The 23,227-nt window shown below is 61.1% G+C and carries 17 protein-coding genes; 6 read left to right on the top strand and 11 right to left on the bottom strand.

Features of this window, described 5'->3' with window-relative positions:
* Positions 1–2 precede the first annotated feature (2 nt).
* Entirely contained in the window at positions 3–437 is a 435-nt protein-coding gene (locus tag AC3RLQ_RS14525; protein ID WP_493038239.1) for a TPM domain-containing protein, read from the top strand.
* Between the two features lie 6 nt (positions 438–443).
* On the opposite strand, the gene AC3RLQ_RS14520 is transcribed toward AC3RLQ_RS14525, so the two are convergent.
* From AC3RLQ_RS14520 to AC3RLQ_RS14505, 4 genes are all read right to left on the bottom strand, one after another.
* On the bottom strand, positions 444–866 hold the full coding sequence (locus AC3RLQ_RS14520; protein ID WP_493038237.1) for a hypothetical protein: 423 nt from the start codon (positions 864–866) through the stop codon (positions 444–446).
* 70 nt (positions 867–936) lie between these two features.
* Positions 937–2,226 carry a TolC family protein gene (locus AC3RLQ_RS14515; protein ID WP_493038235.1) on the bottom strand — a complete coding sequence of 430 codons (1,290 nt, stop codon included), beginning with the start codon at positions 2,224–2,226 and terminating at the stop codon, positions 937–939.
* 296 nt (positions 2,227–2,522) lie between these two features.
* Entirely contained in the window at positions 2,523–3,509 is a 987-nt protein-coding gene (locus AC3RLQ_RS14510) for an efflux RND transporter periplasmic adaptor subunit (protein WP_493038233.1), read from the bottom strand.
* Between the two features lie 25 nt (positions 3,510–3,534).
* Positions 3,535–6,645, bottom strand: a complete 3,111-nt coding sequence (locus AC3RLQ_RS14505) for an efflux RND transporter permease subunit (protein WP_493038231.1) — start codon at positions 6,643–6,645, stop codon at positions 3,535–3,537.
* A 187-nt stretch (positions 6,646–6,832) separates the two neighbouring features.
* Between AC3RLQ_RS14505 and AC3RLQ_RS14500 the strand changes: the two genes are divergently transcribed.
* Positions 6,833–7,522 carry a VIT1/CCC1 transporter family protein gene (locus AC3RLQ_RS14500; RefSeq protein ID WP_493038229.1) on the top strand — a complete coding sequence of 230 codons (690 nt, stop codon included), beginning with the start codon at positions 6,833–6,835 and terminating at the stop codon, positions 7,520–7,522.
* A 16-nt stretch (positions 7,523–7,538) separates the two neighbouring features.
* On the opposite strand, the gene chrA is transcribed toward AC3RLQ_RS14500, so the two are convergent.
* Both chrA and AC3RLQ_RS14490 read right to left on the bottom strand, forming a co-directional pair.
* Positions 7,539–8,879 carry a chromate efflux transporter gene (gene chrA / locus AC3RLQ_RS14495; protein WP_493038227.1) on the bottom strand — a complete coding sequence of 447 codons (1,341 nt, stop codon included), beginning with the start codon at positions 8,877–8,879 and terminating at the stop codon, positions 7,539–7,541.
* Between the two features lie 66 nt (positions 8,880–8,945).
* The gene (locus AC3RLQ_RS14490) at positions 8,946–9,938 is read right to left on the bottom strand and encodes a bestrophin family protein (RefSeq protein WP_493038225.1); all 993 of its coding nucleotides are present in this window, start codon (positions 9,936–9,938) and stop codon (positions 8,946–8,948) included.
* Positions 9,939–10,242: 304 nt separating this feature from the next.
* Here AC3RLQ_RS14490 and AC3RLQ_RS14485 point away from each other — a divergent pair, with 304 nt between their 5' ends.
* Both AC3RLQ_RS14485 and AC3RLQ_RS14480 read left to right on the top strand, forming a co-directional pair.
* Positions 10,243–10,824: a hypothetical protein gene (locus tag AC3RLQ_RS14485; protein ID WP_493038223.1), complete on the top strand. Its 582-nt coding sequence runs from the start codon at positions 10,243–10,245 to the stop codon at positions 10,822–10,824.
* Positions 10,825–10,886: 62 nt separating this feature from the next.
* Positions 10,887–12,107: an IS4 family transposase gene (locus tag AC3RLQ_RS14480; protein WP_493031625.1), complete on the top strand. Its 1,221-nt coding sequence runs from the start codon at positions 10,887–10,889 to the stop codon at positions 12,105–12,107.
* 200 nt (positions 12,108–12,307) lie between these two features.
* Here the strand turns inward: AC3RLQ_RS14480 and AC3RLQ_RS14475 are convergent, their stop codons facing one another.
* Positions 12,308–15,115 (bottom strand): PSD1 and planctomycete cytochrome C domain-containing protein, encoded by a 2,808-nt coding sequence (locus AC3RLQ_RS14475; protein ID WP_493038221.1) that lies wholly within the window; start codon positions 15,113–15,115, stop codon positions 12,308–12,310.
* A gap of 68 nt (positions 15,116–15,183) precedes the next feature.
* Here AC3RLQ_RS14475 and AC3RLQ_RS14470 point away from each other — a divergent pair, with 68 nt between their 5' ends.
* Positions 15,184–16,320: a M20 family metallopeptidase gene (locus AC3RLQ_RS14470; protein WP_493038219.1), complete on the top strand. Its 1,137-nt coding sequence runs from the start codon at positions 15,184–15,186 to the stop codon at positions 16,318–16,320.
* Positions 16,321–16,546: 226 nt separating this feature from the next.
* On the opposite strand, the gene rpoN is transcribed toward AC3RLQ_RS14470, so the two are convergent.
* From rpoN to AC3RLQ_RS14455, 3 genes are all read right to left on the bottom strand, one after another.
* Entirely contained in the window at positions 16,547–17,965 is a 1,419-nt protein-coding gene (gene rpoN, locus AC3RLQ_RS14465) for an RNA polymerase factor sigma-54 (protein WP_461524047.1), read from the bottom strand.
* Between the two features lie 185 nt (positions 17,966–18,150).
* On the bottom strand, positions 18,151–19,158 hold the full coding sequence (locus AC3RLQ_RS14460) for a hypothetical protein (RefSeq protein ID WP_493038217.1): 1,008 nt from the start codon (positions 19,156–19,158) through the stop codon (positions 18,151–18,153).
* A 150-nt stretch (positions 19,159–19,308) separates the two neighbouring features.
* Positions 19,309–21,276, bottom strand: coding sequence for a phospho-sugar mutase (locus tag AC3RLQ_RS14455; RefSeq protein ID WP_493038215.1), 1,968 nt, complete (start codon positions 21,274–21,276; stop codon positions 19,309–19,311).
* A gap of 178 nt (positions 21,277–21,454) precedes the next feature.
* Between AC3RLQ_RS14455 and AC3RLQ_RS14450 the strand changes: the two genes are divergently transcribed.
* Positions 21,455–22,528 (top strand): SPFH domain-containing protein, encoded by a 1,074-nt coding sequence (locus AC3RLQ_RS14450; RefSeq protein WP_493038213.1) that lies wholly within the window; start codon positions 21,455–21,457, stop codon positions 22,526–22,528.
* A 293-nt stretch (positions 22,529–22,821) separates the two neighbouring features.
* On the opposite strand, the gene AC3RLQ_RS14445 is transcribed toward AC3RLQ_RS14450, so the two are convergent.
* Positions 22,822–23,184 (bottom strand): hypothetical protein, encoded by a 363-nt coding sequence (locus tag AC3RLQ_RS14445; protein ID WP_461524043.1) that lies wholly within the window; start codon positions 23,182–23,184, stop codon positions 22,822–22,824.
* Between the last annotated feature and the right edge of the window lie 43 nt (positions 23,185–23,227).

The raw sequence follows: 23,227 nt of genomic DNA, 5'->3' as shown, positions 1-23,227 counted from the left end.
CCATGAACGCGAACCAATTCATCGCCACGATTGCAGATCACCAGGTGATCCAGGCGATCCAATCTGCGGAAGCGCAAACCAGCGGAGAACTGCGTGTTTTTGTGACGGACAAAGTCGTTGAAGACCCGATTGCGGAGGCATGGAAAACCTTCGCGCGTCTGAATATGCAAAACACAAAGCAACGAAACGCCGTTCTCATCTTCGTGGGACCCAAGGCACGCAAGTTTGCCATTGTGGCGGATGAGGGCATCCATCACTTCTGCAAAGAGGCGTTCTGGAACCATCTCGCGCATCAGTTGTCCGAAGGCTTTAAAGCGGGTGATTACACCAGCTCGCTCGTGCGTCTGATTGAGGACATTGGTCGTGCGCTAGCGACGCATTTCCCCCGTTTGGGAAACGATGTGAACGAACTGCCGAACGAAGTGCTGCGGGATTGAGGCAGGTTATTTAACCTCAAGTCCGGCTTTCATTTCATCTACGAGCGGCTGGAGGAGGCTGAGCAAAGGAGCCAGTGCATCGGTCAGTTCGCTTTCGGCTGCATCCCAGCCCAGACAAAGGGAGGCACCCTGCACCTGCAGCTCAAGGCCGCGATGGTAATGCAGGCCGTCGCAGGCGCGCACGCCGGGATTCAGCGGGATTTTAAGTGCGTTGAAAGTGTCTTCAATTTGAGTGGCGAGAGCCTCCGGCAGATCAAGCTGATGCCAGACGGTGATCGGCAGCTCCGGCATGTCATGGGTGTAAAAAATCATACGCTGATCACTGTCTCCCAGCCTGGCAAACACATGAAAGCGGCGCCCCTCCTCGCTTTCAGCGAAGCACTCGCTGTAAATAAAAAGTGCGGTATGGGGAATGGAGGGAGGAGTCATTGGAACGAGTGTGAGGCAGCCAGGCAGTGATGCAACCGGAACCCCAACTCATCAGGGCATGAGCCAAGGTCTATTTCCCCACTGCGCGCTTCAGCGCATGCTGCGCTTTGTTGAAATCAGTCACGGCCATGACGCGGCTTTGGCGCGCACGGGTCAGCTCTTCGCGTGCGAGGAGGTATTCGAGAACGACGCCCACTTGGCTAGCCTGGCGTTCCTTGGCCAGCTTGGTCATCTCCTCGGCGGCGGCCACGGCTTCGTCGTTGATCTTGATCTGGTCATTCGCTGACTGCGCACGCGTGGCGGCTTCGACGACTTCGCGACCGACGGCGGCTTTAACCTGGCTGGTTTGCAGCGAGGCGCTTTCTTCACGCGCATCTGCGAGCTTTTGACGCTGACGGTCAAACAAACCGCCAGGGCCGATCTTCCAACCAAGGCCGAGGTAGTAGTCCTGTTGGCTGCCAAAGTTGCCCCATTGATTGCCTACATTGGGGCCACCGCCCAGTCCGCCTGTGGTGTAGCCTGCCTGCACGCTCGGGATCAAGGGGGCGACACGAGCGCGGTCTTTTTCAGCATCCATCGAACTGTGGATGGCCTGCGCGGCATGAATCTCAGGCCGGTGCTGCTGCGCGAGCGAGATCATGGTGGCGACGCCTTTGCCAGACATCATCCTCACCGGAACGAGATCCGACTTCGCGGGACGTAGCACGGCGTCCGGAGTGAGGCGGAGGATTTCAGCGAGGCGAGCGACGGCGAGATCGCGCTGCTCTTCGCCCTGACGAATCGCCAGCTTGGCGCGGCTGATCTGCGATTTGACGCGCAGCAGGTCGGCGCGGAAGGCGGTGCCTGCGGTGACAGCGCCATCAAGCTGTTTGCCGTAGTCTTCCGTGAGCTGCAGGTCGTCTTCAATGATGGTGAGCATGGCCTCGGCGGCGAGCAGGTCATAGTAGCGCTCTACTGATTGAGTCACGATGTCGATGCGTGCCTTTTCCGCGAGGTGCTCGGCGGCGAGAGCGCGCTGTTTGGCGGCGAGTGCGGAATAGTAGATGTCACCGGGAGACCAGTCGATCATGGCACCGGTGCCGACATTGTACTGCTGCTTGTTCGCGTTGAAGACATTACCGGCAATGTCCTGCAAGCGTCCTTCATGGCCGCGATACCCAGCGCCGAGACTCAAGGTGGGCCAGAAACGCTGCCAGGCTTGCTTGGATTCTGCGATGGCTTCATCGTGCTTGACGCGTGCGAGCTGAATCTCGTCGTTGTTGGCACCCGCGAGACGCATGACGGTGCGGAGATCGACGAAGGCGGGGTCGGCGGCGTTGGCCTGCGTCGTGAGGAGAAAAAGCGGAACGATAGACCTCATGAAAAACCAAGAATGCAGTGCATTGCGAAAGAGAACGTATCCCGCGCCCAGTGCGAGTAGGGCTCCAAAGGATGCGAATGCGTAAGTCACAGGCTCTAGAGCCACGCTTTCCCAAAAGGTAGGAATGGGGCTGGCGGAACCAATGCCAATCAGAATACCTGGGTGATGTGAAGAATAAGACTGGTAGCTGATGATCCAGGCTGAGGCAGTGGCCAGTAACAATAGCGATGCCCTATTTCGTTTCTTTAGCTGTGAAAGGTGTTGGTCCTCTGACATAATACTTGGGCTTTCGTGGTTCAGGGCGTCTTGATGCTTACCGGCTGCTTGTCGGTGAGCAGCGTGGTGCCGGGCAGCAGGATCACGTCGTCTGCTTTGAGATCAGGAATCTCGACATTCGTGCCGTCATTGAAGCCGGGCTTCACGGCGGTCTTCATGGCTTTGCCATCGACGTGCTTGAAGACAAAGGCGTTGGTCTTTTCCATGACGAGTCCGGCGACTGGGATGAGAGTGGCCTTGTCGTGTTTATCGACGGCAATTTTGGCCATGGCATACATGCCGGGGCGGAGTTTGAGCTCGGTGTTTTTGAGGTCGGCTTCAGCGAGCATGGTGCGGGTGGCGGGATCGAGCGCGTAGGCGATGCGGGAGATGCTGGCTTCGACGGGCGTGGGGCCGCTGGCATCGATCTGGGCTTTCACGGGTTTGCCGACGGCGACGAGCCCGGCTTCCATTTCGGTGACGGGGATCTGGAGGCGTAGTGTGCTGGCATCGACGATCTCGACGACCTTGCTGGTGTGGGCGTTCACCAGCGCTCCGACATCCACGTGCCTCGCGGTGATGATGCCATCGAACGGGGCTTTGATTTCCGCGAAAGCGAGCATGGTGGTGATGCGGTCCATGCCAGCTTTGGCGATGGCCAGCTTGGCCTCCGCATCTTCAACCGACTGCGGCAGCACGATGTCAGGTGATTTGGCGCGGGCTTCATGCATGCGCTTGGATTCCAGGCTGGCCGCAGCGACTTCGGCTTTGCTCTTGGCGAGGTCCGCCTGGAGTTCCGGCACTTCGAGTTTGGCGATCACCTGACCGGCTTTGACGGCATCGCCTTTGTCCACGCTGATGGTGGCGATGTAGCCGGTGACTTTCGCGTAAAGCACGGCCTGCTGAAAGGGAGCGAGCGTGGCGGGCAAGGCGACCCAGCGATGGATGGTGCCGGTGGTCGGCTTGGCGACAGGCAGTTCCACGGCCAGAGCGGTGGAAGTGAAAAAGAGAAGGATCAGGAAGCGCATGGAAAAAGGGGAATGGGTGTGGAGATCACGCGGGGTCGGTGGGTTCCAAAGTGGCGGTTTTGGCCGTCTTGCTCGCGAGCAGTGCATACACAGCAGGCAGCACGAGCAGCGTCGCCACGGTGGCGAGGGTGAGGCCGCCGATGGTGGCGATGGCAAGCGGGCTGGTCTGTGAGCGGGCGAGGGCCATGGGGATCATGCCGGCGATCATGGCGAGGGTGGTCATGAGGATGGGGCGCAGACGCGTGGTGGCGCTTTCCAGCGCGGAGTCGCGTTTGCTCAAACCGGTGAGTTGGGCGCGATGGGCGAAGGTGACGAGCAGGATGGCATTGGCCACAGCGACACCGACGGACATGATGGCGCCCATGAAACTTTGCAGGTTCAAGGTGGTGCCTGTGAGCATGAGGGCGAGCACCACACCGAGCAGCGCTGCGGGAATGGTGGTGAGCACCATGAGGGCAAGGCGCACGCTTTGGAAATTGGCGACGAGGAGCAGGAAGATCGTCACGATGGCGATGAGCAGGCCCGTCTGCAGGCCGCTTTGGAGTTCCTTGAGCGGCGGCACCTGACCGCGCAGCGTGACGCTGACACCGGCGGGGGCAGGATTGGCCGCGATGATTTTTTCGACCTGCTTGGCGATGACGCCGAGCGGCTGGTCATGAAGATTCGCGGTGATGGAAACGGTGCGGGCCATGTTGTAGCGGTCGTACTGGCCGATGACGCTGCCTTCACTGATCTTGGCGATGTTGCGCAGCGGGACCGGTGGTCTGTTCTGCGCAGTGACAGGCAGGTTGCGCAGGTCTTCGAGGCCTTTCATCAGCGTCTGCGGCACCTGGACCTGCAGCGAATAGCTCACGCCGGTCTTGGTGTCGGCCCAGAAGTTCGGCACGGTGAAGCGGCTGCTGGCGGTCGCGGCCACGAGGCTGCGGGTGGCATCGCTCATCTTCACACCGAGCAGGCCGGCGCGTTCGCGGTCGATCTGCACATCGACGCTGGGATAGTCGAGGGTCTGGCTGAATTGCACATCCCGCAGGTCCTTGAGTTCAGCGAGTTTGGTTTTAAGCACTTCCGCATGCGCACGGCTGGCGGCGAAATCCTTGCCGCTGACGGCCACTTCGATGGGCGTGGGTGAACCGAGGGCCATGACGCGCGAAACGATGTCCGCAGGCTCAAAGGAGAACTGCACCTGCGGAAACTCGGCGGCGAGTCGTGCGCGGAGTTTTTCGCGCAGAGGGGAGATGGCCACACCGCTGCCGTCTTTGAGCTGGATTTGCAGGATGGCTTCTTCAGGGCCGCTGTTCCACTGATGGATGAGATTGACGGGATAGTTCGGCGCATGCACGCCGACGAGGCCCATGCTGATGGAGACTTTGTCTGGACCCGTTTCCTCACCGATGATCGCCAGCGTGCGCAGGGCGATCTGCTCGGTGGTTTCGAGGCGTGTGGCGGTGGGGGCGCGCAGGCGGAGCTGAAGCTGGCCGGCGTCGATCTGCGGGAAGATCTCGGTGCCGATGAAGGGAAGCAGGATGCTGATGGCGAAGATGACGCCGCCGAGGTAGGCGGGAACGAGGATGTGACGCGTGGCGAGCGAGGGAAGAAAAATCCAGCGCAGTGCGGATTCGCCCGCGGGTTTGGCTTTCGCCTCGGTGCGTGGTTTGGAGTGCCACCAGATGTTCAGGATCGGCACGAGCGTGCTTGAGAGCAGATACGAAGCGATCATGCTGAAGCCCACGGCGAGGGACAACGGCAGGAAGAGTGCTTTGGCGGCACCCGTCATGAAGAAGCTCGGCACGAAGACGGCGAGAACGCAGAGCATGGAAAGCGAGCGCGGGCCGATGGTTTCTTCTGACGCATCCAAAACAAGGCGGGCAAGCGAACGGCCTCCTCCCTGTTTCAGGTGGCGATGGATGTTTTCGATTTCCACGGTGGCTTCATCCACCAAAATACCGACGGCGAGTGCGAGGCCGCCCAAGGTCATGAGATTGATCGTGTAACCGCCGATCCACAGCGCGAGCACCGCTGCTGCGATGGCGAGGGGAATGTTCAGGATGACGATGAAGGCGCTGCGCAGATCGCGCAGGAAGATGAGCACCATGAGGCCGGTGAGCGCGGCACCGAGGATGCCTTCTTTGACGAGATCGCGGATGGCGCGGATGATCCAGGGGCTTTGATCAAACTCAAAGGTGACGTTGATGTCCTCAGGACAGGCCGCTTTGAACTTGGGCAGGTTTTGTTTCACCAGTTCGACGACGCTCAAAGTGGAGGCATCACTGCGTTTGGTGACGGGCATGTACACGGTGCGCTTGCCGTTCACCATCGCGATGCTGTACATCATGTCGCTGCCGTCGCTGACTTCGCCGATGTCGCGCACATAGACCGCGCCCTGCTCGGTGACCTTGACCGGCACGGCGGCGAGATCCTGGATGTTTTTGACGATCGCGTTCGTGGGAACGATGGGGAAGCTGTTGGGCAGCGCGAGATTGCCACTGGGGCTGATGGTGTTGGCCGCAGTCATCGCCGCCACGATGTCATCGGGCGAGAGGCCGTAGGCGCGGAGACGGTCCGGCTTCACATTGATCAAAATGGTACGCGCACTACCGCCAAACGGTGGTGGTGCAGAAACACCGGGCAGCGTGGCAAAAAGCGGTCGCACCATGTTGAGCGCAGCATCCTGCATCTGGCCCACGGTGCGGTTGGGATTCTCCGTGGAGAAGACGAGATTGCCCACTGGGACGCTGCCTGCATCAAAGCGCGTGACGAAAGCCCCCGGAGTGCCCAGCGGCATGAAGGAACGCGCGCGGTTCACATACGCGATCGTTTCAGAGAGCGCGGCAGACATGTCGGTGCCGGGATGAAACTGCAGCTTCATGATGGAAGCGCCCTGGATGTTCTTGGACTCCACGTGCTCGATGCCGGCGATGTAGAGGAAGTGGTACTCGTAGTAGTAGGTCAGGTAGCCTTCCATCTGCAGCGGGTCCATGCCGCCGTAGGGCTGCGCAACGTAGATGGTCGGAATGCCAAGCGTGGGGAAGACATCGCGCGCCATCTTTTCCTTCGCCTGCCACGCACCGAGCAGAATCGCCACGACGATGACGATGACGGTCCATGGATGGCGGAGGGCGAAGCGGGGAAGGGACATGCGGGAGAAATGACGAATGGCTGAAAGGGGGCTGGTAACTGACCGGGAGGTCAGGTTCTATCAAGCAACAACACTCACCAGACTAGCCAGTTATTGCACTCGGTGGCAATCCCATAGGCTGGTTTTGTCAGGAACAATTCGCACGATCCGTCTTGCAGCTACGGCGTGAACGCAGGATGTTTAAAGTATGGACCAATCTGAAAATCATCGCGCGCATCGCATCGGCTGGCTGCGTGCCGCAGTTCTCGGGGCCAATGACGGCATTGTTTCCACGGCGAGTTTGATTGTGGGTGTGGCGGCGGCGGAGTCGAGCCAGAGCAATGTGCTGGTCGCGGGCATCGCAGGATTGGTCGCCGGGGAGATGTCGATGGCAGCGGGTGAGTATGTGTCTGTCAGCTCCCAGTCTGATACAGAACAGGCCGACATCGCGCGAGAGCGTCAGGAACTGGCCGAAGATGGCGAGAATGAACACGCCGAACTGGCGGCGATCTATGTGAGCCGTGGGCTTGAGCCAGAACTGGCCAAACAAGTGGCGGTCCAGTTGATGAAGAAGGATGCGCTGGGCGCGCATGCCCGCGATGAGCTGGGCATTTCTGACACGCTGATCGCACGGCCGGTACAGGCAGCGGTTGCCTCGGCGGCTTCCTTTGCCGTGGGCGCCGCGCTGCCGTTGCTCCTCGTCGTGGTGGTGCCTGCATCCGTTCTTTTGTGGACGGTGTCGCTCAGCTCGCTGTTGTTCCTGGCCTTGCTGGGGGCTCTGGCGGCTCGTGCGGGTGGTTCGCCCGTTTTGAAGTCCGTCTGGCGTGTCACGTTCTGGGGAGCTTTGGCGATGGGGCTGACGGCGGGCGTGGGTGCGCTGTTTGGTGCAGTGGTTTAAGTGACTGACGTTTTGCTCAAGCGAAAGCGAGTTGTTTGACGAGACCGATGAGCGCGCAGGCACCGATGACGGGCATGAGGCCGACCTTGAAGCGCTGCATGGCGACGAAGGCGGCAATGGCAAACACGGCGATGAAGGCATCAAAGCCGCCGCTGGCAGGCCACAGCGCGTGGGTGGTGAACTTTACGCCGAGATTGAGAATGACACCGACGACAGCGGCAGTGATGGCCGTGAGCGCGGCGCTGAGGCGCGGCTGCTCGCCGAGTTTTTCGATGTGAGGAGCACCGAGAAAGATGAAGAGGAAGCAGGGAATGAAGGTGACCCAGGTAGTGATGAGCGCGCCGACCGTGGCTCCGGCAAGCGGCGTCATGTCACCCGGATGCTGCCAGCCACCGACGAAGCCGACGAACTGCAGCACCATGATGAGAGGGCCGGGTGTGGTCTCGGCGAGTGCGAGGCCGCTCATCATCTGCGGATGCGAAAGCCAGCCGTGGATTTCCACCGTCTGCTGCGCGACATAAGGCAGTACCGCATACGCACCACCAAAAGTGACGAGCGCGGCCTTGCTGAAGAACAAGCCTTGCTGTGCCTGCGTGCTGCTCCAGCCAAGCCACCCAGCGATGGCGAAGACGGGCAGCCACCAGAGTGTGAGGCACAAGGCGGTGATGGTGAAGGTGCGCGTCCAGGTGGCCTTGGGCGCTGGCTGCAAAGTGATGGATGCAACATCGTCTTTGGCGGCACCGTGTCCTTTGCCAGCGGGGAACTGTTTCGGCAGCAAACGATTGCCTACGTACCCGAGCAAGGCGGCACCGAGCACGATGAGGACGAAGGAGATCTGGAAGAAGTAGATGGCCACAAAACTCAGCGCGGCGACGAACCACAGCGCGGGGCTTTTGAGCGCCTTTTTGCCAATGCGCAGCACTGCCTCTGCCACGACGGCGATGACTGCAGCGAGCAGGCCGTGGAAGATGGCTGCGAGCCAAGGCAGATGCCCGCCCGCCATGTAGAGCCAGCTCAAGCCGAAGAGAATGAAGACGGACGGCAGCACAAACAAGGCTCCTGCTGCGATGCCACCCTTCGCGCCATGCAAACGCCATCCGAGGTAAGTCGCCAGTTGCTGCGCCTCGGGTCCGGGCAGCAGCATGCAGAAATTCAGCGCGTGCAGGAAGTGGGCGTCACTGATCCAGCGGCGCTTGTCGACGAGCTCCTTGTGCATGATGGCGATCTGCCCGGCAGGACCGCCGAAGCTGATGCAGCCGAGCTTGAACCAGTAGCGCAGGGCCTGGCCAAAGGTGGGCATGGAAAGAAGTGTTTCATCGCTGCTCATCAGCGCCTCCATGCCTGAGGTCGCTGTCATGATCAACCAAGGAAGATTTGCCTCAGGCAGCAGCGGGGGGCATTTTCAGCGTGACCGCTTCATCCGTCAGAGCAGGACGTTGTTTTCGGGTTGCAGTTTCGGGGGCAGCTTCTCTTCGCCAAGGATCTCGCGGACATCGATCTCGATGTTGCGGCAGATGGTGGAGATGGGAGTGTCGTTGATGGCGTTGTCGAATGGGTTTTCGCTGAACTCGCCGGTCTGCTCCATGGTGTAAAAGACCCAGGAGATGAGGACCGAGAAGGGAATGGTCAGCCAGACACCGGGCCCGCCCACAACGGCACTGAGATCCTTCAGCAGGCCAAAGGGGAGCAGCAGGATGAAGATGTGCACAAAGATATGGCTGGAGATGCTGTACTGGCGGAAGAGCGGGGTCGTCTTGATGCGTTCGCATCCACCCTGAAGATTGTGGAACTCAGTGACGAGGCGCATGAGTTCGATGTGCTCGAAGGCATCGAGCACGCCCTCGCGCTTCAGCCTGGCAAGGTGTTCGGCATGCACCTTGAGGAGCATGCAGGCGGGATTGTTGAGGCTCTTGAGGTGGTCGAAGTAAACCATCTTGTCGTGCTCCCCGAGGATGCGCTCGAGGCCTTTCTCAAACTCCTCAAGCTCGCGGCGCTCTCCGGCGAAGGTCTTGTGGAGGTTCTGCTTGCTGGTGGCCCAGGGGATGGTGCGGCGCAGCTGCAGGCGGAGGATGTTGATGAAGGCGAGGTGGCGGTAGGCGGCCTCGCGCACTTCCTCAGAGGCGGCGGGAAGACTGGCCTTCAGGTGGGCGACGAAGCTGCGGGAGGCATTGGTGATGCCACCCCACAGGCGGCGTGCCTCCCACAGGCGGTCAAAGGCCTGGTTGTTCTTGAAGCCGACAAAGAACGCCACGGCGGTGCCGATGGTGCCGATGGGCAGAAAGGGAATGGCGATCCAGCGCATTCCCGCGAAACGATAGAGGACAACCGCCAAAGTGCTGATGAACAGGGACTCGATGAAATTTCGACGTGCGAAGTGCCAGAGCAGGATCAAACGGAAGTCTTTGCCGACGTACATGGTGTGCTGATGCGATTTGGGAAGTGATGCTGAGGGCTGCCAGTTCAAAGCACTCTGCATGCCATGCAGGGCCTTTGTAAATGATGGGGTCTATACGATGGCGGACGCGTGCTGCGCGATCAGTTTTTTGCGTCATTCACGTTGTCGGAGATGGCATGGTGCAGCACATCCACCTTTCCGAAGGATGGCAGGATGACGCGGTTGATGAGCTTGAGGGCCACGTTGGAGTCAGGGCAGGGGATTTTTCGCAGTGCTCGGCTTGAATGCGCCAGCCGCTGTCCTGCGATCCGGCAGGGCAGGGAGTGTGCGCGCGCTGTGCGGCTGGAAGCTGCTCCAGACGCAGAAATACGATTCGTCCCGCCTGCAGGCGCAGGGGGATCTGCATGAGATTCATGAAATGAAAAAGAAAAAGGCCGCGATTGACCATACCAGTGCGCCGTCCGTGCGTGGTGCATCGCGGAAAGAGACGCGGACGACGGTGCAGGGTGGACTGCGCGGGCGTGATGAGATCAACTCAACATCGCAGATGCTGGCGGCTTGTTGCGCCGCGCATGTCCAGATGGATTCAGACGGCCTTCGTTATGAGGCCGTCAGCGCTGCAAGAAAACTGGTCTGCGCGGTGAACATGGTGCGATGTGTAATCGCAATACACCTTTTGGCAAGCCTGCAGTACGGTGGATTGGCTTCGCCCGTCTCCCCAAGCCTCGGCTCTCCTGTCCGTCGGCCAGCGGCGCCTTCAGCATGTTTGTGCACGCATGATCTTAAATCGACCTCCAGCAGCACAAAGCTGTCGCTGCGGTGCTGCATTTGGATTTGTAGACTGCCTGCTGAAGCGGAGCGCTGGCCGACGGACAAGAGTGTCAATAGTGTTCGGCACAGGGTTTGAGGTGGAGTGATGTGACAAAAACGTTGCTGTACGTTTGGGCGAAGGGTGGCATGAAGTTGCTGATGGCTGCAGCCCGAGTCCCAGCCCCCAAGATTGAAGCCGCCCAGCTGCGGCACTGGAAGCTCATCGAGCAGTTCCAGCGTGTGCTCGACGAGGTCAGCCCGCTGCATCAGCCCCACCGCAGCGAGCACGACCCGCGGCGCACCCTCCACCAGCGCGATTACTTCTCGCTGTTTTTGCTCGGCCTGTTCAACCCGGTCATCACCTCCATGCGCGGGCTCTGCCAGGCCAGCAGGCTGCAGCGCACGCAACGCTCCCTGGGCACCCTGCCCGCAAGCCTGGGCAGCTTCTCGGAGGCGCAGAGCCTCTTTGATGCGCGGCTGCTCCAGGCCGTGCTGGAGCGCCTGGTGGCGGACCTTCCCCCGCAGCCCGGTCCCGGCGGCGTGGACCTCGCCGCGCTGCGCGTGGTCGACAGCACCTTGTGGTATGTGCTCCCGCGCATGGACTGGGCCACCTGGCGCAGCCAGTACAAGGACCAGCGCGCCGTGCGCCTGCACATCAAATACCGCCTGGCCGACGGCCTGCCTGCCGGCGGCCTGCCCTCCAACGGGGTTTTGTGCGAGCGCAAAGCCCTGCGCCAGCAGCTCAAGGCCGGGGAGTTCTACATCGGCGACCGCAACTACGGCATGAACTACCGCTACCTCGAGGAGCTCGAGAGCGCCGGGTGCGGCTTTCTCATGCGCCTGCGCCAGAACCATGTCAAGGTGGAGACGCTCCAGGAGCTGCCGCTAAGCCAGCGCGACATTGAGGCCGGCGTCTGCCGGGATGAGCGCGTCATGCTCGGGGAGAGGGCCCTGTGCAGGCGCGGCCCGTTCCGCCTGGTGGTCGTCGACCGGCCGGACATGGAGGAGCCCGTATGGCTGGTGAGCAATCAAACGGCAGAACAGCTCAGCGCCGGGGAGCTCGCCGGACTCTACCGGCAGCGCTGGGAGGTGGAGGGATTTTTCCGCTGGCTCAAATGCCTGCTGCCCTGCCGGCACTGGTTTGCGGAGAGCGAAAACGGCGTGGCCATCCAGATCTATGCCGCGCTGATCTGCGCGGTGCTGCTGACGCGCAGGCTGGGACGGCGGCCGAGCAAACGCATGCTGGAGATGCTGGCCTTTCATCAGATGCAGACGGCCAGCGAGGAGGAGCTTGCCGAGGCGCTGCGGCTTGAGGTGCAGCGCGCCACCCGGGTGCGCAAGCCGCGGCATGGCACGCTGAGCAACTGGAAACCCGCATAGCAAAGGGCAGTGCAGGCGCGCGCGCGCGCCAGGGCTGCGCGTGCCCGGATGCCACGATGTCGCCCACCTCCCACTCCCTGGCCCTTTCACCGCCGCCTCAATTCAAAAATGCTTGGCTCCATTCACCCCTCTATAGCAGACCGCGTGCCGAACAGTACTGACAAGAGTGTCCATCGTACTTCCGGAGCGGCCTTCGCTGGTTACCTCAAATAGATGAACTCATTGCTCATCATCAGCGCCTGGCAGAGCAGCGCCCAGGCCTCCTGCTCGCGCTTCGTGGAGTCCTGCTGGGTGGAATTGAGCGAGGCATCGGCGGCGGTGAGATAGTTCTCAGCACGGCGCAGATCTTCGGCGGTGGCTTCACGGGCAAAGGCGAGGCGATAGGCGGCGCGGAGGCGGGCCTCCTTGTCGGCGGAGAGTTTGAACAGGCGGGTGGCGAAGCTCTTTGCAGCGTCGGTGGCGAGGTCGCTGTTCATGAGCAGCAGCGCCTGCGGGGAAACGACGGAACTGTAACGCAGGCCGGTGCTGGTGGAGGGATCCGGATAGTCGAACTGCTGGAAGAGATCGTAGAGATTGTTGCGGATGATTGGCATGTAGAGCGCACGCCGCGTGCTGCCGTAGGAAGTAAAGTCCTTGGAGGTGTGATTGAAGACGAATTCACGATTGCGACGCGGGATGGTCTTGCCGCCGATGGTGGTGTCGAGACTGCCTGCGACCTCCAGGAGGGCATCGCGAATTTCTTCGGCTTCGAGACGGCGCACGGGGAAGTGGTGCAGCAGGAGGTCTTCGGGATCAGCCGCGTAACCTTGTGCTGAAGTGGCGGAGCTTTGCTGATACGTGCGCGAACTCATGATGAGACGGTGCATGTCCTTGAGGCTCCAGCCGTTGCTGGTGAACCAGTGGGCCAGCCAGTCAAGCAATGCAGGATGCGTGGGCTGCTGGCCAAGGAGGCCGAAGTTGTCCGTGGTGGGGACGATGCCCTGACGGAAATGCCAGGACCAGATGCGGTTGGCGATGACGCGTGAAGTGAGCGGGTGCTCAGGGCTCGCGAGCCAGCGGGCAAGTTCAAGACGGCCGCTTTGATTGGCGGGGAACTGCGGCTTGGTGGTGAGTGATGCCTGGGCGACCTGGATGAAGCCGCGTTGCACGGGCTTGCCGAGCGCGAGGTGGCTGCCGCGAATGTGGATGGGCAGCTCTTTGATGATCTTCGGTGCTTCGGCCACGGCGAGCGTGGTGGGCAGATCCGGAAGGTTGCTCTCCGTGGTCATCATCGTGTCCTTCAGCGAGCGCACCTTTTCAGCCACGTCCTTGGGGAAGAGAATCATGGGCTCGGGTGGCAGTGCGAGGAAGCCTGCGGGGGCATCCAAGGCGGCACGTGCCTGATGCAGAAGCGAATCCTCGGCTGCGTCTTTGGGTTCTGCTTTGGCCTCCGCCTTGGGCTTCGCTTTCGGAGCAGGATTGATCTTTTCTGCGGCTGCGAAGATGGCGGTGTAGTAGCCACGCAGAGACTGGACATCGCCCGTCTTGTTGAGCGCGTCCTGCCAGGGCTTGAAGAATGGAAGTGTTTCGTTGGCGGCGAGATAAACGCGGCAGTTGAGCAGGATATGCGGGCGCAGGCCGAGCGGTTCGGCCACCGGGCGCACCTGGCTGAGAGTGGGAGCCTCAGGCAGTTTGGCGGCGGCCATCAGGTAATCCACTGCGTGTTCACGCACCTCTTTGCGCAGGGCGGTGATGGCGGCGCTTTCGGCTTTGGAAACGGCGGCCCTTTGATCCTTGAGGATGCGTTCGGAAGATTTGACGGCGGCAAAGTCATCGAGCGAGCCCACGGGCGCTTCATACGCCGTGCTCAGCGCGCCGATGCGGTCCACGCTGAAGCTTTGCGTGCTCTTGAAGATGGCGGCGAGTGAGTAGTAGTCAGCGGTCGGGACGGGGTCGAACTTGTGATCATGACAGCGTGCGCAGCCAAGGGTGAGGCCCATGAAGGCGCGGCCCATGACATCGATCTGCTCATCGATGACGTCCATGGTGAGCTTCTCCTTGTCCGGTTCGGCGAGGACTTTGGCACCGAGATTGAGAAAGGCGGTGGCGGTGACGTGCTCGTGGCGCTCGGAGAGGTCTTTCGATTCGAGCAGATCTCCGGCGATCTGTTCGGTGAGAAATTGATCGAAGGGTTTGTCGGCGTTGATCGCCTTCACCACATAATCGCGGTAACGCCATGCGGTGCCGAGCGCGATGTTTTCATCGAGACCGTTGGAGTCCGAGTAGCGTGCCACGTCCAGCCAGTGGCGACCCCATTTTTCACCGTATTGCGGAGAGCGCAGCAGGCGGTCCACCACCTTGGCAAAGGAGTCGGGGGCGTTGTCAGCGAGGAAGGCGTCCACTTCCTGTGGAGTGGGAGGCAGGCCGGTGAGATCGAAGGTGGCGCGGCGGATCAGCGTGCGTTTGTCAGCAGGAGCCGCGAGCTTGAGTCCTTTTTCAGCGAGTTTTTCGCTGATAAAAGCGTCGATGGGATTGGAGGCCTCCGCTTTGGGGACGGGCGGCGCCACAATCGGGCGGAAGGCCCAGTGCTTGGCACCCTCCTTGAGATCAATCACACGTGGCGCGCCGTGTTTGGCGGTGGCGACGGCCTCACGCGGGTCTGGCGCACCCATTTTCACCCACTCTTCCAGCGTCTTCACTTCCGCCGCAGGCATGGCGCCTTTGGGCGGCATCTGCAGGTCCTGGTTTTGATAGCGGATGGACTCGATGATGTGGCTCTTGTCGGGATTGCCCGCGACGAGGGCCGGGCCGTTGTCGCCGCCTTTGAGAATGGCGTCGCGGGAATCGATGAAGAGGCCGCCCTTGCCCTTGCCGGACTCGACGGAATGGCACTCGTAGCAGCGCTTGATGAGGATGGGGCGGACGTTCTTTTCAAAGAAAGCGATTTTCGCGTCATCCGCGGGCGCGGACACCGCGGCGCTGCCGAGGGGCAGCGTCAAAAGCAGGGCGATGGAGAAAGCGGCCTTCATGAGACAGCAAAAGTACGGCCAGAAAACAGCACTTCTTGCCGTGGGATTGACTTCGTCTAGCTTGCGGAATGTCTCCTGTCCTCCAAACCCTGGCCGACCTCGTCCGCATCAACAGCATCAACAGCTCCTATGAGGGCGGTCCCGGAGAGGCGGCGGCGGCGGCCTACGTGCGGCGTTTTTTTGAGGAGCGCGGCATGGAAGTGTGGGAGCAGGAGGTGTTTCCGGGGCGCAACAACGTGATCGCACGCGTGCCGGGGCGCGACCCCTCGCGGCGCATCGTCTTCGAGGCGCACATGGACACAGTTTCCATCAAAGGCATGACAATTGACCCCTTTGATCCGGTGGTGCGCGATGGGAAGCTTTATGGTCGCGGCTCGGTGGATGACAAGGCGGGGCTCGCGGCGATGATGCACGCGGTGGCGGACATTCACGCCAGCGGCGAAGCACCGCCCTGCGAGGTGTGGCTGGCGGCGGTGGTGGACGAGGAGTTTTCGTTTCGAGGCGTGGTCAAACTTTGCGACGGGCTCAAAGCTGATGCCGCTGTGGTGGCTGAGCCGACGGAGTTCAAATGCGTGATCGCGAGCAAGGGCGTGCTGCGCTGGCGCATCCGCACGAAAGGAAAAGCGGCTCACAGCTCGAAGCCGCATCTGGGCATCAATGCCATCACGGCGATGTCGCGCATCGTGCTGGCCTTGAATGAGGACCATGAGCGCATGCAGCAGACCCAGCATCCGCTGCTCGGCCCGGGCACCTGCAACGTGGGCGTGATCCATGGCGGTGTGCAGGTGAACTTCGTGCCGGATGAAGCGGTGATCGAGATCGACCGTCGTCTCCTCCCCGGTGAAGAAGTGCCGGACGTGCTGGCGCATTATCAGGTGCTGCTGGATTCGCTGATGAAGCGGCACCCGGACGTGCTGGCGGAAATGGAAACACCGATGCTGCAGGACTGGGCCTTTCAGACCGACGCCCAAGCTCCGCTCGTGCAACTCGCGCAAACCTTGCTCGGCGAGATGGAGCGCGACAATGGCGTCAGCGGCGTCCCCTTCGGCAGTGATGCCAGCAAGTTCTCACGCATGGGCATTCCCACGATCCTGTTTGGCCCCGGCAGCATCGATCAGGCTCACGCCGCGGTGGAATACGTCGAGTGCGCTGAGGTGGAAAAGGCGCTGGCATTTTACACACAAATCGCACGGCGGTTTGTGTGAGGCGACGGGTGGAAGTTGACGGTTGTTGTCGGAGCGGTGCTCAGGTCGTAGGTTGGGGTGTGTTTGGCGCGCTGCGGCAGGCAGCATCCTGAGGCGCCTTCGCCAAACCGCCCGACTCTGGAAGTGGTCGAGTTATGGGTGGCTGCCGCACGCTCACAGACGGGCGGGCTGTCGCCACACCCATCGTACACCCTATGCCATTATCGCGGTTGTTTGAAACCCAAACTCACGAAAATGACTTCCGCAAATGGCTCGGCAGGATGTTCAGCGCTTCGCGGTATTTCGCGACGGTGCGGCGCGCGACCTTGATGCCCTGACCGTCCAGCAGCTTGGCGAGCTTGTCGTCGCTGAGGGGCTTGTGCTTGGGCTCGTTCTTGATGAGTTCGGCGATGGCGTTTTTGACGCTGGTGTTGCTCAAGTCATCGCCTGATTCTGTCTTCACGCCGTGGGAGAAGAAGAACTTCATGTCAAACACGCCATGCGGGGTGGCGATGTACTTGCCGGCGATGGCGCGGCTGACGGTGGTCTCGTGCACGCCGACTTCATCGGCCACGGTGGCCATGTTGAGGGGTCGCAGGAAGTTGGTGCCCTTCTCCAGGAACTCGCGCTGATACTTGAGGATCTGCGTGGCGATGCGGTGGATCGTCTGCTGGCGCTGATGGATGGAGCGGATGAGGAACTTGCCGCTGCGGATCTTGTCGCGCACGTAGTTGCGCACCTCGCCGTTGTTGCCGGGCGCGCTGAGCAGGTCCTTGTAGGTGTTGCTGATGCGCAGGTGCGGCAGGTCGTCATTGGTCATGACGGCCACCCATTCACGGCCCTGGCGCTCCACGACGACATCCGGCGTGACGTAGTTGTTGGAGGAGACAGCAAAGCGCTGTGCCGGGCGCGGGTCCAGCGTGCTGATGAAATCCGCCGCGCGTGAGATCTGCTCCAGCGGCACGCCGAGTTTGCGGGCGAGGATGGGGTAGCGCTTGTTGGCGAGATCATCGATGTATTGATCGACCAGCCGCCAGGCGAGGCTCTGCTTTTTGCCAAGGCGTTCCAGCTGCACCAGCAGGCATTCGCGCAGATCTTCCGATCCGACGCCTACGGGATCGAAGCTCTGCAGCAGCTTTTTGGCGGTGATCAGAGTGTCGATGGGAATGCCGTGGTTCAGGCTCAGGTCATCGATGCGCGTGTTGAGAAAGCCGCGGTCATCCAAATTGCCAATGAGGAACTCCACCTGAGGGGCGAGGCTGGCTTTGGCGTCCGAGGTGTGAAGCTGGGAAAGCAGATGCTCCTGCAGCGTGGTGGGTGCCACGATGGAGTCCATGAGGAACTGCCAGCGCTCCTGGTCATCGCTGCGGCGGGTGGCGGTCTGCTGGCGGCTCTGCTGCCAGTACTCGCGCCACTCGTCATCCATCTGTGTCAGGGCGTCGATGTCACTGTCATCCACGCTGCGATCATCCGGATCATCGGGAATGGCGTCCTGGATGGAAGTTTCCGGCGCTTCGAGTTCGAGTACCGGATTGATTTCGACCTCCTGCTGGATGATCTGGCGTAGCTCCAAAGTGGGAGCCTGCAAGATCTGCAAGCTCTGCTGCATCTGCGGCCCGATGGCGAGCTTTTGGGTCTGTAACTGCTGGAGTCCGTGGTCGGCCATGAATGGTTGTAGGACAGCCAAGCGCCATCCTACCCTTTAAGCAAGCATTCTTCAGGCCAGCACAGCGTTTATTTTCGAATTCGTCAAAAGAATTGCGGCTGGCATAAAAGCAGAAAGCCCAATTGCGGCGGGCTTTCCCAGTTTATCGGGAACCTTCTGGGGCGGGAAGTGCGGGCTGGAAAGCCTCAAGGCACCTCAAAAACCTTCTGCGTGGTGGGGTCCAGCGCCAGGGAGCCGCTTTCGAGCCCGGTGATGTCGAGCTCTTTGTAAGGCGGGTAAGGGCTGATCACACGGCCGGGCTTCGCGGTTTTCTTGCCCTTCAAGAACGACCCAGAAGATCCGCTGTTGGAAGTGGTGGTGGGAAATTCCTTGGGGGTGGATTCGGAGCGACGCGTGGTAGGCGCAGATGTCGGCGGAGGGGCGTCAGGCTTCGGCTCCTTCTTGGGTGTCACCGTGGCAGGTTTGCTTGTCGTCCTGGGGGATGGCGGAGAGTCATCCACCTTCGGCGGAGTGTATTTGCGCGTGGTGCTGGGGGAGGGAGTCTTGCTCTGTGGAGCTGGAGCAGAAGGCGTGCTTTTGCTGCGGCTCGTGTTTGGTTGCACTGGAGCCTGAGCGGTCGGCTGCTGCTGGGGTTGCTGCTGCGGCGGGTAGTTGTAGCGCGGCTGTCCCTGAGGCTGCTGTTGCGGCTGCTGCTGGGGATATTGATAGCCAGGCTGTGGCTGGGTGTAGCCCGAACCGGGAAGGGGATATCCCTGTGGAGACTGCTGCGGGTACGTAGGAACGGCCTGCGGGCGCGGGGTGGAGTCCAGGCTGTAGCCGCCGTTCTGACCGTAGCCCTGCGGCGGGTAGTCGTAGCCGGTGGGATCTTTTCCATAGAAAAGACGGCGTGCCATTTCGCTCATGCGCTGGCCAAACTTCGGCAGAAACTGCAGCGGGCTTTCATACTGCGGTTGGGGCTGCTGCTGTGGATAGCCGTAGCCTTGAGGTGCCTGCTGGTAGCCCTGCGGCGCTTGCTGATAGCCCGGAGGAGGGCTGTACTGCTGCGGATAACCACCCTGCTGAGGATAACCCTGCTGCTGCGGATAATAGCGCTGCTGAGCCTGCGCCATGCCCGTGGAAGCAGAGAGGATGGTGAAACACCAGCCCAGCCCAATGGAACTGATCAGCCCCCTGCGAGTGGTTTGAGAATTCATAATCGTTAATAGTTCTTAAATTCCTGGGAACTTCAAGCCGCAATTTCCGGCTCTCCGCCTCAGGAATGAGGTCACAACTGGATAGACGAATGCGGCTGAAGTTTGTTCAGCCGCATTGCCATTTCTTCGAATCTGTCGTGAACTTCGGCCTTATGAAGCCAGACGGGCGTCGATGTCTTTGTCCAGCCAGGCCCACATGCTGGCGAGGCCTTCGGTGACTTTGGCCTTGGCGGCGGTAAGTTCGTCGGCGCTGAGGCTCTGACCTGCGGCGGGCACGCTGCGGCCAAACATGTAGTATTTGATCTTCGGCTCGGTGCCGGAGGGGCGCACGGCAAAGCTGCGGCCATCGGCAAGGTCTACAAAGAGCATCTTCTCCTTCAGCACCACATCGCCTTCTTCATCGGTGATCTCGTCCTTGCGGAAATCGCGCACCTTGATGACGGCGGAGCCATCCACTTCCTTCGGCGGATTGCTGCCGTAGCTGTCGGCCAGCTTGGCGATCTGCGCGGCACCACTGGCGCCTTCGAAGACCTTGCTCTCGTTGCGCTCCAGGAAGTAGCCCACTTCACAGTACACCTGATCCAGCAGCCCCACCACGGTGAGGCCCAGGCTGGCGGCGTAGGCGGCGAGCTCGGCAAACATGACCACGGCGCCGTTGCCGTCTTTGTCGCGGCTGAAGTCATCGCCCATGTAGCCGTAGCTTTCTTCACCACCGAAGACGAGGAACTTGCTGTGCTTGAGGCGTGCGTTGCGGCTCTCCACGTTGTTGAGGTCGCGGTAGCGGCTCTGAATGTCGGCTGGCAGAGCGGCTTCGTATTTGGAAAGCTTGGCGCTGATCCATTTGAAACCGGTGAGCGTGTTGACGCAGTTGATGCCAAATTTCGCGGCGATCGCGTCCTGCAGCGGGCTGGTGACGAAGGTCTTCAGCAGCACGGCGTGGCTCTTGTTTTCAGGAGTGAGGATGCCGAGGTCAAACATCGTCTTGGTGCGGTACCAGGCCATGAGGGAGCCGACCTGATTGCCGGTGAGCAGCACCATTTCGCCAGCGGCATTGCGCACGCCCACGCCCATGCGGTCGCAGTCGGGGTCCGTGCCGATGATGATGTCCGCTCCTTCTTTGTTGGCCAAGTCGACGGCCATCTGCAAGGCGGAGGCGTTTTCTGGATTCGGGGACTTCACGGTGGGGAAGCGGCCGTCACGCACGTCCTGCTCGGGCACGGTGAGGAAATTGAAGCCGAGCTTTTTCAGCAGCACGGGCACCAGCACGCCGCCGGCGCCATGGAGTGCGGTGAAGACGATTTTGAGCTTCTTCGCTTCTTCCTTCTGCAGCAGCTCGGGCTGCAGCATCATGGTTTCCACGCGGGCCAGATACTTCTGGTCCATGTCATCGGCCAGGGTGGTGAGTTTGCCGCGTTCGGCCTCGGGCAGCGCGGTGTATTCCTCACCCTTGATGGCGTTCACTTCCTTGATGATGCCGGTGGCGTGGGGCTCCACGATACCGGCGCCGTCGTTGAAATTCACCTTGTAGCCGTTGTCATGCGCCGGGTTGTGGGAGGCGGTGATCATCACGCCTGCATCCGCACGTAGCTGGCGCACGGCGAAGGACATTTCCGGCGTGGCGCGGCAGTAGTCGAAGAGGTACACATTCGCCCCGTGATCCATCGCGATCTTGGCGCAGAACTTCGCGAATTCCGCCGAGAAGTGGCGGGTGTCATGCGCAAAGACGAGGCTCGGCTTGCCGCTGAGCTTGGCGTTGGCGCGGAAGTTTTTCAGGTAGGTCACCAGGCCGCGGGTGGCGCGGCTGACGTTGTAGAAGTTCATCGCGTTCGTGCCCACGCAGGGGTGCTCCGGGCGCTGGTCTTCGGGGGCGCTGCCACGCTCCGCCTTGGTGACGATCTTGCCCACCGTACGGCCCCGCAGACCGCCGGTGCCAAATTTAAGCGCCTGGAAGAAGCGGTCGTTCAGCTCCGCCCACTGGCCTGCCGTGGCGAGTTCTTCGATGCTGGCGCGATAAAGCGGGTTGTCGCTGGCGGCGAGGAGGGCACGAATGTTGTCGTAGCTGGCGGCGAGGAGTTGCCCGGAAGAGGCGGCGGCTTGGAGTTGATCGGCAAGGGACATATGAAATATCAATTTGAACCAGTGATTTAAGGAATCAAACGGCAAAGCGCTCAGCGAGTAATGAGGGATGCTTTACAAACGGGGGCGCAGAATTGCACTCGCCAAAAGGAATGCCGCTCTTTAATATCGCCCTCGTTCCCTGCCAGACACACCGCAAACACTCATCTTTTATACGATCATGGGCCTGATGGATTACCTCAAAGGACAGTTCTTGGAAATCATCCAATGGACGGACGACTCACGCGACACGCTCTCCTGGCGCTTTCCGGACGAGGACAAGGAAATCAAGCGCGGCGCGCAGCTCATCGTGCGCGAATCGCAGGTGGCGCAGTTCGTCTATCTCGGCCAATACGGCGACACCTTCGGACCCGGCAAGCACACCCTGAGCACGGAGAACATCCCGATCCTTTCCACCCTCAAGGGCTGGAAGTACGGCTTTGAGTCCCCCTTCAAGGCGGACGTTTATTACGTCACCACCCGCCTTTTCACCGGCAACAAGTGGGGCACCAGCAACCCCATCATGATGCGGGATGCGGACTTCGGCATCGTGCGCGTGCGCGCCTTTGGCACCTTCGATTTCAGGATCACCGAGCCCAAGCTCTTCCTCAAGGAAGTCGCCGGTACGGACAATCACTTCCGCCTGGATGAATTCGCCGACACCATGCGCAGCCGCATCGTCAGCGTGTTCACGGACGCGCTCGCCACCGCCAAGGTGCCCGTGCTCGATCTCGCCACTCGCTACTCCGAGCTTGGCGAAGCCCTGCTGCCCATCATCAACCCCACCACGCAGGGCAAGTACGGCATCGAGATCACCAGCTTCATCCTCGAAAACGCCAGCGTCCCGCCGGAAGTCGAGGCCGCCATCGACAAGCGCAGCAGCATGGGCGCGATCGGCAACCTCAACGACTACGTGAAATTCCAGATGGCCGAAGGCATGGCCAAAGGCGGCGCCGGTCCGGCCGGAGCCGCTGCTGAACTCGCGATGGGTTTTGGCATGGCGCAGAACATGATGGCCCAGGGCGCCTTCAACATGAACCCCGCCGCCGCCGGTGCCGCAGCCCCGGCTGCCGCTGTTGTTCCAGCAGCCGCACCTTCCGTCGATATCCTCACCCCCGCCCAGGTGGCCCAGACCCTAGGCGTCACCGAGGCCGATGTCCTCTCCAGCATCGAAGGCGGCCAGATCAAGGCCAAGAAGATCGGCACGCAGTACCGGATTACCAAAGCTGCGCTGGATGAGTTTCTCGCGCAGTGATGGGGGCGGAAAGCTGACTTGGTGCGGTGTTTTGCACAGTGCCTGTTTCTCAGGAACAGGACCATTTTGTGGTGCGGCATCTCCAATGGGAACATTGGCAGATGAGGCACATAGGCCGGTTGCCATGCCTCTTTTTTCGGTTGCCCATGGCAACCGCGAAAACTGCAACGTATTGCCACCGCCTGCCTGCAGTTGGCATTCACTTGCGCTTTCTTGCACAGCCTTCTGGCCCACGGTTTCCAGTTTCCCACCCTAAGTTCTGGGGGTTGGAAACTGGCAACCAGCCGTGTTTCCTACCAGCGGAAACGATCGCGCAAGGTGGGCTCAGGCTGATGATGGGACAGACCCAGCAGGCATCCGAGCGTGAGGCCGAGGGCGAAGGCACCGAGGACGACCGGGATGGGATTCTCACGTACATACTGCTTGGACTGCACCAAGGTGTCCTCCGCGCGGACGGCGGCGGTGTGGTAGAGGTCTTCGGCGCGGACGGCGGCGGTTTTGTAGAGGTCTTTGGCAGCCTGGGTTGCATCCTTGGCGGCAGCCTGGGTGGCGGCGATGCCGCGCTGTGCAGCGTCCTTGGCAGCCTGCGTGGCGTGATCGGCCAGGTCTTTGGCGGCTTGGGGCAGTTGGTCGAAGGGAGGGGGGCTGGTGTTCATGAGTCGTGTGGGTTGGTTTGTAGGGTTGTCATCCCAAGCTACG

This window comes from Prosthecobacter sp. GW821-HT29F12, assembly GCF_058803405.1.
The sequence above is the reverse complement of the archived record's forward strand: the minus strand, read 5'-3'. Positions and strand labels throughout refer to the sequence as shown.

Bases quoted from the DNA above. Each gene is read 5' to 3' on its own strand.
- AC3RLQ_RS14515 (WP_493038235.1), bottom strand. From the start codon at position 2,226: ATGAGGTCTATCGTTCCGCTTTTTCTCCTCACGACGCAGGCCAACGCC.
- rpoN (WP_461524047.1), bottom strand. From the start codon at position 17,965: ATGGCCGACCACGGACTCCAGCAGTTACAGACCCAAAAGCTCGCCATC.
- AC3RLQ_RS14525 (WP_493038239.1), top strand. From the start codon at position 3: ATGAACGCGAACCAATTCATCGCCACGATTGCAGATCACCAGGTGATC.
- AC3RLQ_RS14490 (WP_493038225.1), bottom strand. From the start codon at position 9,938: ATGTACGTCGGCAAAGACTTCCGTTTGATCCTGCTCTGGCACTTCGCA.
- AC3RLQ_RS14455 (WP_493038215.1), bottom strand. From the start codon at position 21,276: ATGTCCCTTGCCGATCAACTCCAAGCCGCCGCCTCTTCCGGGCAACTC.
- AC3RLQ_RS14450 (WP_493038213.1), top strand. From the start codon at position 21,455: ATGGGCCTGATGGATTACCTCAAAGGACAGTTCTTGGAAATCATCCAA.
- AC3RLQ_RS14470 (WP_493038219.1), top strand. From the start codon at position 15,184: ATGTCTCCTGTCCTCCAAACCCTGGCCGACCTCGTCCGCATCAACAGC.
- AC3RLQ_RS14475 (WP_493038221.1), bottom strand. From the start codon at position 15,115: ATGAAGGCCGCTTTCTCCATCGCCCTGCTTTTGACGCTGCCCCTCGGC.
- AC3RLQ_RS14445 (WP_461524043.1), bottom strand. From the start codon at position 23,184: ATGAACACCAGCCCCCCTCCCTTCGACCAACTGCCCCAAGCCGCCAAA.
- AC3RLQ_RS14505 (WP_493038231.1), bottom strand. From the start codon at position 6,645: ATGTCCCTTCCCCGCTTCGCCCTCCGCCATCCATGGACCGTCATCGTC.
- AC3RLQ_RS14500 (WP_493038229.1), top strand. From the start codon at position 6,833: ATGGACCAATCTGAAAATCATCGCGCGCATCGCATCGGCTGGCTGCGT.
- AC3RLQ_RS14460 (WP_493038217.1), bottom strand. From the start codon at position 19,158: ATGAATTCTCAAACCACTCGCAGGGGGCTGATCAGTTCCATTGGGCTG.
- AC3RLQ_RS14520 (WP_493038237.1), bottom strand. From the start codon at position 866: ATGACTCCTCCCTCCATTCCCCATACCGCACTTTTTATTTACAGCGAG.
- chrA (WP_493038227.1), bottom strand. From the start codon at position 8,879: ATGACAGCGACCTCAGGCATGGAGGCGCTGATGAGCAGCGATGAAACA.
- AC3RLQ_RS14510 (WP_493038233.1), bottom strand. From the start codon at position 3,509: ATGCGCTTCCTGATCCTTCTCTTTTTCACTTCCACCGCTCTGGCCGTG.
- AC3RLQ_RS14480 (WP_493031625.1), top strand. From the start codon at position 10,887: ATGGCTGCAGCCCGAGTCCCAGCCCCCAAGATTGAAGCCGCCCAGCTG.